The organism is Micromonospora chaiyaphumensis, from assembly GCF_900091435.1.
In the GTDB taxonomy this organism is placed as follows: Bacteria; Actinomycetota; Actinomycetes; order Mycobacteriales; family Micromonosporaceae; genus Micromonospora; species Micromonospora chaiyaphumensis.
Genome location: NZ_FMCS01000003.1, coordinates 87,154 through 101,022 on the forward strand (window position 1 = coordinate 87,154; position 13,869 = coordinate 101,022).

General features: G+C 74.1%; 12 protein-coding genes. 7 read left to right on the plus strand and 5 right to left on the minus strand.

Annotated elements, in window-relative coordinates; genetic code table 11:
* From GA0070214_RS09770 to GA0070214_RS09790, 5 genes are read left to right on the plus strand one after another with little or no spacing between them, the layout of a single operon-like run.
* The gene (locus GA0070214_RS09770) at positions 1 to 885 is read left to right on the plus strand and encodes a 3-hydroxyacyl-CoA dehydrogenase family protein (protein ID WP_091261662.1); all 885 of its coding nucleotides are present in this window, start codon (positions 1 to 3) and stop codon (positions 883 to 885) included.
* Positions 885 to 1,133 (plus strand): acyl carrier protein, encoded by a 249-nt coding sequence (locus GA0070214_RS09775; RefSeq protein WP_091261663.1) that lies wholly within the window; start codon positions 885 to 887, stop codon positions 1,131 to 1,133. Before GA0070214_RS09770 ends, GA0070214_RS09775 begins: the two co-directional genes overlap by 1 nt.
* Positions 1,130 to 2,320 carry an acyl-CoA dehydrogenase family protein gene (locus GA0070214_RS09780; RefSeq protein ID WP_091261664.1) on the plus strand — a complete coding sequence of 397 codons (1,191 nt, stop codon included), beginning with the start codon at positions 1,130 to 1,132 and terminating at the stop codon, positions 2,318 to 2,320. The genes GA0070214_RS09775 and GA0070214_RS09780 overlap by 4 nt, the downstream gene beginning before the upstream one ends.
* The gene (locus tag GA0070214_RS09785) at positions 2,317 to 3,381 is read left to right on the plus strand and encodes an HAD-IIIC family phosphatase (protein WP_091261665.1); all 1,065 of its coding nucleotides are present in this window, start codon (positions 2,317 to 2,319) and stop codon (positions 3,379 to 3,381) included. The genes GA0070214_RS09780 and GA0070214_RS09785 overlap by 4 nt, the downstream gene beginning before the upstream one ends.
* On the plus strand, positions 3,378 to 4,160 hold the full coding sequence (locus GA0070214_RS09790; RefSeq protein ID WP_244167630.1) for a thioesterase II family protein: 783 nt from the start codon (positions 3,378 to 3,380) through the stop codon (positions 4,158 to 4,160). The genes GA0070214_RS09785 and GA0070214_RS09790 overlap by 4 nt, the downstream gene beginning before the upstream one ends.
* A gap of 6 nt (positions 4,161 to 4,166) precedes the next feature.
* Here the strand turns inward: GA0070214_RS09790 and GA0070214_RS09795 are convergent, their stop codons facing one another.
* Positions 4,167 to 5,480, minus strand: a complete 1,314-nt coding sequence (locus GA0070214_RS09795; protein WP_091261666.1) for a 3-deoxy-7-phosphoheptulonate synthase — start codon at positions 5,478 to 5,480, stop codon at positions 4,167 to 4,169.
* 290 nt (positions 5,481 to 5,770) lie between these two features.
* Between GA0070214_RS09795 and GA0070214_RS09800 the strand changes: the two genes are divergently transcribed.
* Both GA0070214_RS09800 and GA0070214_RS09805 read left to right on the plus strand, forming a co-directional pair.
* A complete protein-coding gene (locus tag GA0070214_RS09800) occupies positions 5,771 to 7,096 on the plus strand; it encodes an FAD-dependent oxidoreductase (protein ID WP_091262053.1) in 1,326 nt (441 codons plus the stop codon).
* A 155-nt stretch (positions 7,097 to 7,251) separates the two neighbouring features.
* A complete protein-coding gene (locus GA0070214_RS09805; protein WP_208602704.1) occupies positions 7,252 to 8,859 on the plus strand; it encodes an FAD-binding oxidoreductase in 1,608 nt (535 codons plus the stop codon).
* A gap of 70 nt (positions 8,860 to 8,929) precedes the next feature.
* Here GA0070214_RS09805 and GA0070214_RS09810 read toward each other — a convergent pair whose 3' ends face one another.
* The 4 genes from GA0070214_RS09810 to cmdF form a co-directional block, all read right to left on the minus strand.
* Positions 8,930 to 10,633, minus strand: a complete 1,704-nt coding sequence (locus tag GA0070214_RS09810) for a (2,3-dihydroxybenzoyl)adenylate synthase (RefSeq protein WP_091261668.1) — start codon at positions 10,631 to 10,633, stop codon at positions 8,930 to 8,932.
* 234 nt (positions 10,634 to 10,867) lie between these two features.
* Positions 10,868 to 11,377: an SRPBCC domain-containing protein gene (locus tag GA0070214_RS09815; protein ID WP_091261669.1), complete on the minus strand. Its 510-nt coding sequence runs from the start codon at positions 11,375 to 11,377 to the stop codon at positions 10,868 to 10,870.
* 147 nt (positions 11,378 to 11,524) lie between these two features.
* The gene (locus GA0070214_RS09820; RefSeq protein WP_091261670.1) at positions 11,525 to 12,202 is read right to left on the minus strand and encodes a DUF899 domain-containing protein; all 678 of its coding nucleotides are present in this window, start codon (positions 12,200 to 12,202) and stop codon (positions 11,525 to 11,527) included.
* Between the two features lie 25 nt (positions 12,203 to 12,227).
* Positions 12,228 to 13,832, minus strand: a complete 1,605-nt coding sequence (gene cmdF, locus GA0070214_RS09825; protein WP_091261671.1) for a tyrosine 2,3-aminomutase — start codon at positions 13,830 to 13,832, stop codon at positions 12,228 to 12,230.
* Between the last annotated feature and the right edge of the window lie 37 nt (positions 13,833 to 13,869).

A 13,869-nucleotide genomic window follows, 5' to 3' on the forward strand; every position in this document is an offset into this window, starting at 1 on the left:
ATGGGCGACATCGAGACGGTCGGCGTGGTGGGCGCCGGCGTGATGGGAACCGGGGTGTCGCAGGCGCTGGCGGAGGCCGGGCTGCGGGTGGTCCTGGTGGACCGGACCACCGAGATCCTGGACCGGGCCCGGCGCGCGGTCGGTGACGGCGTACGCCTGCGGCGGCTGCTCGCCGGCACCGGCGGGAACCGCACCGCCGTGCTGGACCGGATCAGCTGGCACACCGAGCTGGAGGCCCTCGCCGACGTCGACTTCGTCATCGAGAACGTCACCGAGGACTGGGCGGTCAAGCAGCCGGTGTACGAGCGGCTGGACGAGGTGTGCCGGCCGGACACCGTGCTGGCGGCGAACACCTCGGTCATCCCGATCACGGCCCTCGGCGGGCTCACCCGCCGGCCGCAGACGGTGCTGGGCATGCACTTCATGAACCCGGTGCCGCTGCGACCCATGGTCGAGGTGATCCGGGGCCACCACACCAGCGACGAGACCGTCGACCGCAGCCGGTCGCTGCTGGAGCGGCTGGGCAAGGAGGCCGTGGTGGTGGCCGACTCGCCGGGCTTCGTGAGCAACCGGGTGCTCATGCTGACCATCAACGAGGCGGCGTTCCTGCTGCAGGAGCGGGTCGCCGACGCCGCGGAGATCGACCGGCTCTTCCGCGGCTGCTTCGGGCACCGGATGGGCCCGCTGGAGACCGCCGACCTCATCGGGCTGGACACGATCGTCCAGTCCATCGAGGGGTTGCACGAGGCGTTCGCCGACAGCAAGTACCGCCCCTGCCCGCTGCTGCGCCGCATGGTGCAGGCCGGCCTGCACGGCCGCAAGAGCGGCGAGGGCTTCTACACCTACGCCGGCGACCGGCCGGCGCCGGCGGAGAGGCGAGGATGATGGAGAACATTCGAGAGCAGGTCCGCGCGTTCCTCGCCCGGTACATCCGGGACCGGGAGGTCGCCGACGACGAGGACATCTTCACCGCCGGGCACGTCAACTCGCTGTTCGTCATGCAGCTCGTGCTGTTCGTCGAGGGCGAGCTGGACTGCCCGGTGGCCGACGAGGACCTGGAGCTGGAGAACTTCAGCAGCGTCGACGCCATCGTGGCGCTGGTCGAGCGCCGGACCGCGGCGGTACGCGGATGAGGGTCCAGCTCACCGCCGAGCAGCAACGGGCCGGGGAGCGGTTCGCGGCGTTCGCCGACGACCACCTGGTCCCGTACGCCGACGGCTGGGACCGCGCGCAGGAGCTGCCCCGCGCCGTCGTGCACCTCCTCGCCGAGGCGGGGCACCTCGGTGCGGTGGTCCCCGCCGACCACGGCGGTGCGGGTCTCGACGCCATCAGCTTCGGGCTGCTGCACGAGGAGGCGGGCCGGGCCTGTTCCTCGGTGCGCAGCCTGCTCACCGTGCACAGCATGGTGTCGTACGCGCTGGTCCGCTGGGGCCGTCCGGAGCTGCGCGCCCGCTGGCTGCCGGAGCTGGCCCGGGGGACGTACCTGGGCGCGTTCGCCGTGACCGAGCCGGGCGCGGGCAGTGACCTGGCGGCGCTGTCCGCCCAGGCCCGCCCGGTGGCCGGCGGCTACGCGCTGGACGGGCACAAGCACTGGATCACCTTCGGCCAGTACGCCGACCTCTTCCTGGTCTTCGCCCGGCTGGAGGGCCGGCCGGCGGCGTTCCTCGTGGAGCGGCAGCGCGCCGGGCTGACCGTGGTGCCGCAGGCCGGCGCCCTGGGCACCCGCGCCTCGATGCTCGCCGAGGTGCGCCTGACGGACTGCCGGATCCCGGCGGAGAACCTCGTGGGGCGGCCGGGTTTTGGGCTGTCCGCGGTGGCCGCGAGCGCCCTGGAGCTGGGGCGCTACAGCGTCGCGTGGGGCTGCGTCGGGCTGGCCGAGGCCTGCGTGCGGGCGTCCCTGGCGTACGCGGACACGCGGGAGCAGTTCGGCCGGCCGCTGCGCCGCCACCAGCTGGTGCAGCGGATGCTGGCCGACATGGTGACCGGGACCAGCGCCGCCCGGCTGCTCTGCCAGCAGGCCGGCTGGCTGCGCGAGAGCGGTGACCCGGCCTCGGTGCACGCCACCTGGTTGGCCAAGTACTTCGCCTCCACCGCCGCGGTCCGCGCGGCCGACGACGCCGTGCAGATCCACGGCTCGCGCGGCATCGGCGACGCGTACCCGGTGCAGCGGTACCTGCGCGACGCGAAGGTCATGGAGATCATCGAGGGCAGCACGCAGCTTCAGCAGATCACCATCGCGGAGTCGGCGTACCAGGTGCGGCCCCGACCGGCGGGTGGTGTGGAGCCCCGCCGACCGGACGCGGAAGGACTGATCCGATGAGCTCCGAGGTCGCGCGGCCGCCCGCCGGGGCGCCGGCCGGCAAGATGATCAAGTGTGTCGTCTGGGACCTCGACCACACGCTCTGGGACGGCGTGCTGCTGGAGGACGACGAGGTGCGGTTGCGGCCGGGCATCGCCGAGGTGCTGCGCGTCCTCGACGAACGGGGCGTCCTGCACTCCGTGGCCAGCCGCAACGACCCGGACGCGGCGCTGGCCGCGCTGCGCCGGCTGGGCGTGGCCGAGTACTTCCTGCACCCCCAGATCGGCTGGGGCGCCAAGTCGACCTCCGTGCGGGCCGTCGCCGACGCCCTCAACATCGGCCTGGACGCGCTCGCCTTCGTCGACGACGACGACTTCGAGCGGGCCGAGGTCGGCCACGCCCTGCCCGAGGTGCGCTGCATCGACGCCGCGGAGGCGGCCACGCTCGCCGACCGCCCCGAACTGACCCCCGAGGTGGTCACCGAGGACGCCCGGCAGCGCCGCGACCTGTACCGCGCCGACCTGGTCCGCCAGCAGGTGGAGAGCCGCTTCGACGGGCCGACCGAGGAGTTCCTGGCCACCCTGCGGATGCACCTGACGATCGCCGAGGCCGGGCCGGACGACCTGCTCCGGGCCGAGGAGCTGACCGTGCGTACGCACCAGCTCAACACCACCGGCTACACCTACTCGCGGGCGCAGCTCGACGCGTTCCGCACCTCGCCCCGGCACCGGCTCTACGTCGCGCGCCTGTCCGACCGGTACGGCCCGTACGGCACCATCGGGCTCACCCTCGTCGAGCAGGACAGCCGGGTGTGGACGATCAAGCTGCTGCTGATGTCCTGCCGCGTGATGTCGCGGGGCGTCGGCGCTGTCGTCATCACCTTCCTGCGCCGGCTGGCCCGCGACGCGGGCGTACGGCTGGTCGCCGAGTTCGTGCCGAACGGCCGCAACCGGATGATGCACGTCACCTACCGGATGAACCGGTTCCGGGAGATCGGCCGCGACGGTGACCGGGTACGCCTCGAGTGCGACCTCACCGACGTCCCGCCGCTGCCCGGCCACCTGCGGGTGGAGACGCCGTGACGACCGGCCGGGCGGCCGCGGACGCCGTCGCGGGCCGGGTGGGGGAGGTGGGCGTGGTCCGGCCCCGGCCGCTTCCCGGGGCCGCGCTGCGGCTCATCTGCTTCCCGTACGCCGGCGGCGGCGCCTCGGTCTTCGCCTCCTGGCCGGCGGGCACCGGGCCGGACATCGAGGTCTGCGCGGTCCAGCTGCCCGGCCGGGAGTCGAGGCTCGGGCAGCGGCCCTTCCAGGACGTGCGGACCCTCGTCTCCGCCGTCGAGGCGGGCCTCGGCGGCCTGCTGGACGAGCCGTTCGCGCTCTTCGGGCACAGCATGGGCGCCCTCGTCGCGTTCGAGTTCGCCCGCCGGCTGGCCGCGCGCGGCCGGCCCGCGCCGGCCCACCTGTTCGTCTCGGCCCGGCCGGCGCCGCACCTGCCCCGGCCGTGGCCGCGCGCGCACCTGCTCCCCGACGACCAGCTCATCGACCGGATCCGGCAGATCGGCGGCACCCCGGCGCAGGTGCTCGCCGACGCGCGGCTCATGCGGCTGGTCCTGCCGGTCCTGCGGGCCGATTTCGCCGTCAACGACGGGTACGTGCACCGTCCCGGGCCGCTGCTGGACTGCCCCGTCACCGCGCTCGGTGGCCGGGACGATCCCGAGGCGCCGCCGCGGGTCCTGGAGGCCTGGGCGCGCCACACGACCGGCCCGTTCCGGCTGCACCGCTTCGACGGCGGCCACTTCTACCTGCGCGAGCACCGGGACGACCTGCTGCGGGTGCTCCGCGAGTCGCTGACCGGCCGCTGAGCCGGCTCACCCGTTCAGCAGCTCCGCCACCTGGTAGGCGAGATCGAGCGCCCGGTCCCGGCCGAGCCCCCGGCCGGCGGCCGGCGCGCCCGGCCGGTCGCCGTCGAGCGCCACGCGCAGCCCACCGGGGTGCGTGCCCAGCGCGCGGTGCACCGCGAAGTACCCGCGTACGCCGTCGAGGATCCGGGCGAACGGTGTCCCCGGAGCACCCGTACCCATCGGGTCGCACTGCCACAGCACCCGGTGGCCGGCCGCGGTCACCTTCTCCACGATCGGGGGGAGCGTGTCGTCGACCCGGCCGGGGCCGAGCCGGCAGGTCAGGGTGAGCCGCCCGGCGACGTTGTCCGGATTGAGCCGTTCGCAGAGCTCGACGGCCGACTCCGGCGGGGTGTCCGGCCCCAGGGTCACGGTGACCGGATTGGCGATCCGGGCGACGAGGTCGACGTGCGCGCCGTCGAGCCGGCGGACCTGCTCGCCGAGGCCGAGCAGGTGGCCGGACAGGCCGTACCGCCCGCCCCGGGCGGCCCGGACCAGCGGGCGCTCGTACTCCAGCACGAGGGCGTCGTGGGAGCTGTAGAGGCGGGCGTGCGGGCGCGCCGCGGTGTCCGGCACCCCGCAGGCCCGCAGGAAGGCCATGGCGCGGCCGATCTCCCGGGCCGTGTCGAGGTGCGGGGTGTCCGGGTCGGCGCCGTCCAGCAGGCCCTGCTGCCAGCGGTGCACCGACTGGAGGTCGGCCAGGTCCCCGGTGAGGTGGGCGCGCAGCAGGTTCAGGGCGCCCGCCGCGTTGGCGTACGCCAGGATGAGCCGCCGCGGATCGGGAACGCGGGCCGCCGCCGCGGGCGCGCGGTCGTTGACCAGGTCGCCCCACCAGCTCGGCAGTCCGGTGTGGTCGGTCGGCGTGGCCGCCGGGCGAGCGTAGCCGCCGGCGACCCGGGCGACGCTGACCACCGGCATCGACCCGCCGTACGCCACGACGAGGGCCATCTGCGCGAGGGTCGCGGCGTTGGCGACCAGGCGCGCCTCGGTGTTGCCGGCGAAGGACTCGACGGGGTCGCCGGCCTGGAGCAGGAACGCGCGGCCCTCGGCCGCAACCGCCAGCCGGTCGCGCAGCTCGTCGACCTCAGCGGGCGTGACGAGCGGTGGCACGGTGCCGAGCAGCCGCATCACGTCGGCCAGCTCCGCCTCGTCCGGCCACGGTGGCCGCTCCGCCCGGGGCAGGCCCCGCCAGCCGTCGAGTCCGTCGCCCTCGACGGCCCGGCTGACCTCCGGCGTCGGCCACGTGGTCGGCGGCCAGCGCCGCAGCAGGCCCGGCGGTCTCATACCGTCTCCCTCCGACGACCCCTCCCACTCGTCCGCCCGTCCAGGATGGCCGCCCGCCGGACACCGGCGGATCTCCGAGAATGCGCAGCCCGGGGCGGTGCCGGGTGACCAGCCGTCGGGCGCGAACGCGCGCAATCCCGAAGGTGCGCGGCCGGCGCGGCGGGTGCGACGGTCGGGTGGTCAGCGGGCGGTCCGGCCGTGCCATACCACCGCCCGGGCCGGCAGGAGACGCCGAGGAGGCAGTTGTGGCGGTGAACCCGGGATCACGGGCGGTCGTGCTGGGCGGGAGCATGGCGGGCCTGCTCGCCGCCCGGGTGCTCGCGGACGCGTACGACGAGGTGACGATCGTCGACCGGGACGAGCTGACCGGGACCGGCGCCCGCCGGGGCGTGCCGCAGGGCCGGCACGTGCACGGCCTGCTCGCCCGGGGCCAGCAGATCCTCGAGGAGCTGTTCCCCGGCTTCACCGGGCGGGCGGTCGCCGCCGGCGTGCCCACCGGTGACCTGGGCGAGCTGCGCTGGTTCTTCAACGGCCGGCCGCTGCGCCGGGCGAGCACCGGACTGATCTGCGTCTCGGCGTCCCGGCCGCTGCTGGAGGCCCAGGTGCGGGACGCGGTCACCGCGCTGCCCGGCGTGCGACTGCGCGCCGGCTGCGACATCGTCGGCCCGGTCACCACCGAGGACCGGGGCCGGGTCACCGGCGTCCGGGTGCACCCGCGCGGGGCCACCGGCGAGGAGGTGATCCCCGCCGACCTGGTGGTGGACGCGACCGGGCGCGGTTCCCGCCTGCCGGTCTGGCTGGCGGAACTGGGCTACCAGCGGCCGGCGGAGACCCGGGTCCCGATCGACCTGGCGTACACCACGCGGCACTACCGGCTGCGCGACGAGAGCATCCTGCACGGTGACCTGTCGATCAACCCGGTGTCCACCCCCTCGCACCCCCGCGGGGCGTTCTTCTCCCGGATCCAGGACGGCCGGAGCGTGCTGTCGCTGACCGGGGTGCTGGGCGACCACCCGCCGGCGGACGAGCGGGGCTTCCTGGACTTCGTCCGGTCCCTGCCGGTGCCGGACATCTTCGACGTCATCCACGACGCCGAACCGCTGGACGACCCGGTCTCCTTCCGTTACCCGGCCAGCGTCCGCCGGCACTACGAGCGCCTCGACCGCTTCCCGGCCGGCCTCCTGGTCCTCGGCGACGCCCTGTGCAGCTTCAACCCGGTCTACGGCCAGGGCATGACGGTGGCCGCCCTGGAGGCGCTGACGCTGCGCGAGCACCTCCGGACCGGCCTGGCGCCCCGACCGGCGGACTTCTTCCGGGACGCCGCCCGGGTGGTCGACGTGCCCTGGGACATCTCCGCCGGCGGGGACCTGAGCTTCCCCGGTGTGGTGGGGCCGCGCCCGCCGAAGGTGCGGATGGCCAACGCGTACATGGGCCGCCTCCAGGCCGCCGCGGTCCGCGACGGCGCGGTGACCCGGACCTTCATGCGGGTGGCCGGCCTGGTCGACCCGCCGACCGACCTCATGCGCCCGGGCATGGTGTGGCGGGTCCTCACCCGGTCCCGCGGCGTGCCGCCGGCCCCGGCCCGGCCGGCCGAGCCGGCCGCCGTCGGCGACTGAGACCCGCAATTCCCGCCCGTGGGCAGGACGGCAATCTGGAAGATGCACGGCCGTCCGCGGGCGAGAACCATAGGCACAGATGATCTTCGCCCTGGTCCGGTCCGCCACGGGACGGGTCGGGACCGTCCGAACCTCCTCAGATGGCAGGTGCACCCATGGTCATGTCACGTCGGCAGCTCCTCGGCTCGACTGCCGCGATATCCGGCGCCACCGTCGGCCTCGCCGGGCTGGGCGCCACGCCCGCCCAGGCCGGCGGCGCCCCCGCGACCGCGGTCGACCCGCTGGTCGCCATCCACCCCGACGACCCGCGGTACGCGCAGCTCATGCTGCGCTCGTTCAACCCCCGGTTCATCTCGTCCCCGGAGACGGTCCACCTGACCTACACCGCCGAGCAGGTCCGCGCGGCCGTCGAGCAGGCGGTCGGCCGGGGCCAGCGCATCACCGTCCGCAGCGGCGGCCACTGCCTGGACAACCTGGTCGGGGACCCCGCGTTCCGGGTGCTGGTCGACGTGTCGGCCATGAACCAGACCTGGTACGACTCGCGGCACCGCGCGTTCGTCGTGGAGTCCGGCGCCACCCTCGGCCAGATGTACGAGCAGCTCTACCTCGGCTGGAAGGTCACCGTGCCGGCCGGCGTCTGCCCGCCGGTGGGCGTCGGCGGGCACATCTCCGGCGGCGGGTACGGCCCGCTGTCGCGCAAGTTCGGCCTCTCCGTCGACCACCTCTACGGCGTCGAGGTGGTCGTCGTCGACCGGTCCGGCCGCGCCCGCACCATCCTGGCCACCGCCCGTCCCGACGACCCGCACCGCGACCTGTGGTGGGCGCACACCGGCGGCGGCGGGGGCAACTTCGGCTTCGTCACCAAGTACCTGTTCCGCACGCCCGGCGCCACCGGCGACGACCCGGGCAAGCTGCTGCCCACGCCGCCGCCGACCCTCTTCATGACCTGGGTCTCCTACCCCTGGGACGGGCTGACCCAGGAGGGCTTCGTCCGCCTGGTGAAGAACCACAACGCGTGGCACGCCGCGCACAGCGGACCCGGCGACCCCTACGAGGGCCTGCACAGCGCACTGCACCTCAACACCGAGAAGGAACAGTTCATCTACCTGGAGATCCGCACCGACGCCACCATGCCGGACGCGCGGAAGATGCTCGACGACTACATCGCCGCCGTGTCGGCCGGGGTCGGCGTCACCCCGCAGATCAGCACCACGGACGACCTGTGGCTCGCCAACGCGACGCTGGAGTTCCCGCAGACCATCCCGCCGCGGACCAAGTCCAAGGGCAGCTACCTGCGCAAGCCTCTCGCCGAGCGGCAGATCGTGGAGCTGTACCGGGGCCTGCGCGACCCGGCCTACAAGGGACAGTGCCTGGTCTACTTCGCCGGCTACGGCGGCCAGGTCAACGCGGTCGGGCCGGATGCCACCGCGGTCCCGCAGCGGGACTCGATCCTGAAGCTCTGGTTCTCGGCCTCGTGGCCGAACGCCGCCGACGACGAGGAGTCGGTGGACTGGGTGCGCCGCTTCTACCAGCGGGTCTTCGCCGACACCGGCGGCATGCCGGTCTCCGGCGACCGCTACGACGGCTGCTACATCAACTACCCGGACATCGACAGCAAGGACCCGGCCTGGAACCGGTCCGGCGTGCCGTGGAGCACCCTCTACTACAAGCAGAGCTATCCGCGCCTGCAGCGCATCAAGGCCAAGTACGACCCGAACAACATCTTCCGGCACGCCCTGTCCATCGAGCCGGCGGCCGGCTGAGCCGCCGGGCGGGTACGCCGAACGGGCCGGTCGCGACGCGACCGGCCCGTTCCGGGTGGCACACCGGCGCTCAGGCGGGCGGCGCCTCGTCCGGCGCCTCGGCGGCCAGCCGCCGCCGGATGTCCTCGCGCAGCGCCTTCTTGTCGACCTTCCCGACGTTGGTGCGGGGGAGCGTGGCCACCTCGACGAGCCGCTCCGGCAGCTTGAACCGGGCCACCCCGGCCCGCTCCATCACGGCGCGCACGTCGGCCAGCCGCACCGAGGCGCCGGCCCGGACCACCACGTAGAGGCAGACCCGCTCGCCGAACTCGGGGTCGGGCATCGCCACGGCGGCGGCCAGGTCCACCCCCGGGAGCTGGTAGGCGAAGTTCTCCACCTCCTCCGCTGAGATCTTCTCGCCGGCCCGGTTGATCATGTCCTTGTCGCGGCCCTCGACCACCAGGTTGCCGTCGGGGCGGCGGCGCACCACGTCACCGGTCCGGTACCAGCCGTCGGCGGTGAACGCGATCCGGTTCTGCGCCTCGGCCCGGTAGTAGCCGCGGGGGGTGTACGGCCCCCGGGTCAGCAGCAGACCCGGTGTGCCGTCCGGCACCGGCCGGCCCTCCTCGTCAACCACCAGGATCTCGTCGTCCGGGCAGATCGGGCGGCCCTGGGTGTGGCAGACCACCTCGTCGGGGTCGTCCAGCCGGGTGTAGTTGAGCAGCCCCTCGGCCATGCCGAAGACCTGCTGGAGGCGGCAGCCCAGGGTGGGCTGGACCCGCCAGGCCACCTCGTCGGCCAGCCGGGCGCCGCCCACCTGGAGCAGCCGCAGCGTGCTGAGGTCGTATCCGGGCCCGGACTCCTGGAACGCGAGCCAGCTCTGCGCGATGGTCGGCACCGCGGCCGTCACCGTGACCCGCTCCCGCTCGATCAGGTCGAAGACCTTCTTGGGCGCCGGCGACGGTGCGATCACCACCCGGCCACCCACCAGCAGGGTGCCGAGGATGCCGGGACAGGCCAGCGGGAAGTTGTGGGCCAGCGGCAGCGCCGCCAGGTACACGGTGGACGGGCCGAAGCCGGAGACCTCGCCGCTGCGCCGGGCGTTGTACGCGTAGTCGTCGTGCGTCCGGGCGATCAGCTTCGGCAGGCCGGTGGTGCCGCCCGAGAGCAGGAAGAGCGCGACGTCCCGGCCGCCCGGCGCGGCGGCGTCCAGCTGCCGGCGCGCCGCGGCCGGGTCCTCCGCGGGCCGGCACAGCGCCCGCAGGTCCACCGAACCGGGCGCGGGCCGCGCGCCGGCGGCGAGCACGTGCGTGAGGCCCGGCTGCGCCGCGGCGATGCGCCGGGCCATGTCCTGGTGGTCGAAGCGGTCCGTCTCGGCGGGTACCGCCACCGCCCGGGCCTCGGCCTGCCGCACGAGGTGGGACATCTCGTGGTGGCGGTGCGCCGGCAGCGCCATGACCGGCAGCACGCCCAGCCGCAGGCAGGCGAGCGTCAGCACGACGAACTCCCAGCGGTTGTCGAGCTGCACCACGATCCGGTCGTCGCGGCGCAGGCCCAGCGCGTGCAGGCGCAGCGCCGCGCCGTCGGCCCGCTGCATCAGCTCCCGGTAGGTCAGCCGGACGTCGCCGCCGACCAGCGCCTCCGCGTCGGGCAGGGCGTCGGCCACGGCGAGGAGGCGCGCGCCCAGCGGCCGCCCCTCCCAGTAGCCCGCGGCGACGTACCGGTCCACCGCCTCCGGTGGCCAGGGCACCAGGCCCGTCCGGCTCGGCTCGGGTCCGCCCGCTCCACCTGTCACCGTGGCCTCCTCCTGCCGGCTGGCCGTCCCACCGCCGCGCCCGGGTCGGGGCGGGGTGCGTGGCGGCGGTGGCCCGGAGCAGCGAGGCCGGGCGTCGGGGCCGCAGGCTGGTGGGACTCCTTTCGATCATCCCGGCGGGGCGGCGGGGGACGCATCTCCGAGCGTGCCGAGGGACGAGGGGGAGGCACGGCCGCGGCGGGCGCCCTGGTAGGCGCCCGCCGCGGCCGAGGAGGGTCAGTTCGGTTGCTCGGGCAGCTCCGAGTAGTGCTTCACGAGGTCGTCGAAGGACAGCGGCCCGCCGTGCGGCGCCGGGCGGCCGGCCTCCCGGTCGAGCAGCTCGCCCATCTTGTCCAGGGCCAGGTGGAAGCCGGCGGCGCTCTGCGGCAGGTGCCCCGGGTCGCCGACCTCGTTCTCCAGCACCAGCCGGCAGCCGTCCCCGTGCGGGCTCAGCAGCCAGCGGTAGGCGTCGCCCCTGCCGGCGTACACGAACCGGCGCGGCTCGTCGACCTCGACGACCCGGGCCCGCTCCACCATGTCCGGGGAGAACGTCACGGTGACGGTCCCGCCCTCGACCGGCTCCACGTCGACCGGGAAGCCGAACCACGAGGAGTGCTCCTCGCTGTCGGTGATCGCCCGCCAGATTCGCTCCGGCGGGTCCGGGTAGTCGTGCGTGAAGCGCAGCAGCGGCTTCCCGCCGGGGCCGGGGTGCCGGGTGGTCCGCGTGCGGAAGGTCTCGGGATCCATCAGATCCGGTCTCCTCTGGGTCGCTGACCCGGCCCACGGGGCGTGGGCCGGTCGTTGCAGACTGTCAATAGTGGACGGAACGGGTCAAGCGCACACGCCCGACGGCCACGCCGGTCGGTCCGGCGTGGCCGTGGGCGGGTGCACCGGTCAGCCGTGGCAGGAGCCCGCCGTGGCGTCGCCGTAGCGGTCGTGGTGGCGGATCCACCCCATGGTGTCCGCCATGCCCTCCTCCTGCCGGCCCAAGGGGGTCAGGTCGAGATAGTTGTAGGTGTTGTTCAGGATGTCGCTGCCCCGCCCGTGCGTGGAGTACGCGTAGAGCACGCGGCCGTCGTCGTCGCGCAGGAACGCGCTGACGCCGGGCAGCTCGGGCTCGTCGGTGCCGACGTCCAGGGTGAAGTCCCGGTAGAAGTCGTCGCCCCGGGTGGTGTACCAGGGGATGTCCCAGCCCATCCGGCGCTTGAACGGCACGATGTCCGACTGCGGGGCGGCGCAGACGATGGCCAGCGACGTGTCCCGGGCGTGCAGGTGCGCCAGGTGACCGATGTTGTCGATGAACAGCGAGCAGACCGGGCACCAGTCGTGCCCCTCCAGCGGCCACATGAAGTGGTACGTGAGCAGTTGCCGCCGGCCCTCGAACAGCTCCGGCAGCGTCCGCTCGCCGTCCGGGCCCTCGAAGACGTACTCCTTGTCCACCACCATCATGGGCAGCTCGCGCCGCTCCGCGTTGAGCGCGTCCCGCGCCCGGGTCACCTCCTTCTCGCGCTCCAGGAAGGCCCGCCGCGCCGCGTACCAGTCCGCCCGATCGACGATCTTGGCGTCCGTCATGGCTCTCTCCTCCCGTCGCGGCCGGTCACCGCAGGCCCTCGCCGCGGTCGGGCAGGGCGTCGACGAACTCGCCCCGGGCCACCGCGGCCGCGATCGTCTCGATGTCGTCGCTCATGTAGCGGTCCCGGTCCAGGGTGGGCACCAGGGAGCGGATCCGGTCGTAGGTGGCCCGCCCGGCCGGGCCGAGCCGGTCCACGACGCCCCGCAGGTCCACCGCCTGGGCGGCGGACAGGTACTCGATGGCCAGGATGAGGTCGTTGTTGCGCAGCACCCGGCGGGCATTGCGGGCGGCGATCAGGCCCATGCTCACCACGTCCTGGTTGTCGCTGTTGGACGGGATGCTCTGGGTGCTCGCCGGGCCGATCGTCCGGTTCTCCGCGACCAGCGCCGTCGCCGGGTACTGGGCGCCGGTGAAGCCGCTGTTGAGACCCGGCTCGCCGGCCACCAGGTATTCCGGCAGGCCGCCGTTGAGGTGCCGGTTGAGCAGGCGGTTGGTGCGCCGCTCGGAGGTCACGCCGAGCTGGGTCAGGGCAATGGTGAGGAAGTCCATGGCGAAGGCCACCGGCTGGCCGTGGAAGTTGGCGCCGTGGAAGACCTCGCGCCCCTCGAAGAAGAGGGGGTTGTCGTTCGAGGAGTTCAGCTCGGTCGTCACGATCCCGGTGGCGTGGTAGACGGTGTCCCGCACCGCGCCGACGACCTGCGGGATGGCCCGCAGCGTGTACGGCTTCTGCAGGTAGATCTCGCCGCGCTGGACGGTGACACCCTCCTGCTTCTGCTCCTCGACCTGGCGGCGGATCTCCCGGTGCTCCAGCGCCAGGCCGCTGCCGGCCAGCAGGGCGCGCATGTTGGCGGCGTTGTCGACCTGGCCCCGGTGCGGGCGGGCCAGCTCGTGCCCCTCGGCCATGAAGGCGCCCGTCGAGCCCTGCAACGCCTCCAGCGCCAGCGCCGTCACGATCTCGGCCTGGCGGACCTGGGTGAGCGCCCGGCCGGTCAGCAGGGCGCCGAGGCCGGTCATGGCGGAGGTGCCGTTGATCAGCGACAGCCCCTCCTTGAACCGCAGCTGCAGCGGCTCCACGCCGAGCTGGCGCAGGACCGGTGCCGTCGGGGTGGGGCGGCCGTCGCGCAGCACGTACCCCTCACCGATGATCACGGCCGCGATGTGCGACAGCGGGGCGAGGTCGCCGCTGGCGCCCAGCGAGCCGATCTCCGGGATGGCCGGGATGATGCCCTGGTTGAGCAGCAGGGCCAGCCGCTCCAGCAACTCGGGCCGGACCGCCGAGTAGCCCCGCGCGAGGGCGTTGAGCCGGGCCGCGACCATGGCCCGCGCCTCGTCCTCGGCGAAGATCGGCCCGACCCCGGCGCAGTGGCTGCGCACCAGGTTGAGCTGGAGTTCGATCTCCACGGCGTTGTCCACCATCATGTACGCCAGGTCGCCGTACCCGGTGGTGATGCCGTACACCGGGATGCCCTGCTCGACGATGTCCTGGAACATCGCCCTGCTCGCCGCGGCCTTCTCCAGGGCCGTCGGGGCGATGACGCACGGCGCCTGCTCCTCGGCGATCCGTCGGATGCCGTCGATGTCCACGTTCTGGCCGTCGAGTTCGACGGGCGTTGTCTCCACCAGGGTCACGTCTGTCCACCTCACATGTCGTCGGGCTGGGCGGTTC

Excerpts from the sequence above, each read along its gene's own strand:
- GA0070214_RS09770 (WP_091261662.1), top strand. The coding sequence starts at position 1 with ATGGGCGACATCGAGACGGTCGGCGTGGTGGGCGCCGGCGTGATGGGA.
- GA0070214_RS09775 (WP_091261663.1), top strand. The coding sequence starts at position 885 with ATGGAGAACATTCGAGAGCAGGTCCGCGCGTTCCTCGCCCGGTACATC.
- GA0070214_RS09780 (WP_091261664.1), top strand. The coding sequence starts at position 1,130 with ATGAGGGTCCAGCTCACCGCCGAGCAGCAACGGGCCGGGGAGCGGTTC.
- GA0070214_RS09785 (WP_091261665.1), top strand. The coding sequence starts at position 2,317 with ATGAGCTCCGAGGTCGCGCGGCCGCCCGCCGGGGCGCCGGCCGGCAAG.
- GA0070214_RS09795 (WP_091261666.1), bottom strand. The coding sequence starts at position 5,480 with ATGAGACCGCCGGGCCTGCTGCGGCGCTGGCCGCCGACCACGTGGCCG.
- GA0070214_RS09800 (WP_091262053.1), top strand. The coding sequence starts at position 5,771 with ATGGCGGGCCTGCTCGCCGCCCGGGTGCTCGCGGACGCGTACGACGAG.
- GA0070214_RS09805 (WP_208602704.1), top strand. The coding sequence starts at position 7,252 with ATGGTCATGTCACGTCGGCAGCTCCTCGGCTCGACTGCCGCGATATCC.
- GA0070214_RS09815 (WP_091261669.1), bottom strand. The coding sequence starts at position 11,377 with ATGGATCCCGAGACCTTCCGCACGCGGACCACCCGGCACCCCGGCCCC.
- GA0070214_RS09820 (WP_091261670.1), bottom strand. The coding sequence starts at position 12,202 with ATGACGGACGCCAAGATCGTCGATCGGGCGGACTGGTACGCGGCGCGG.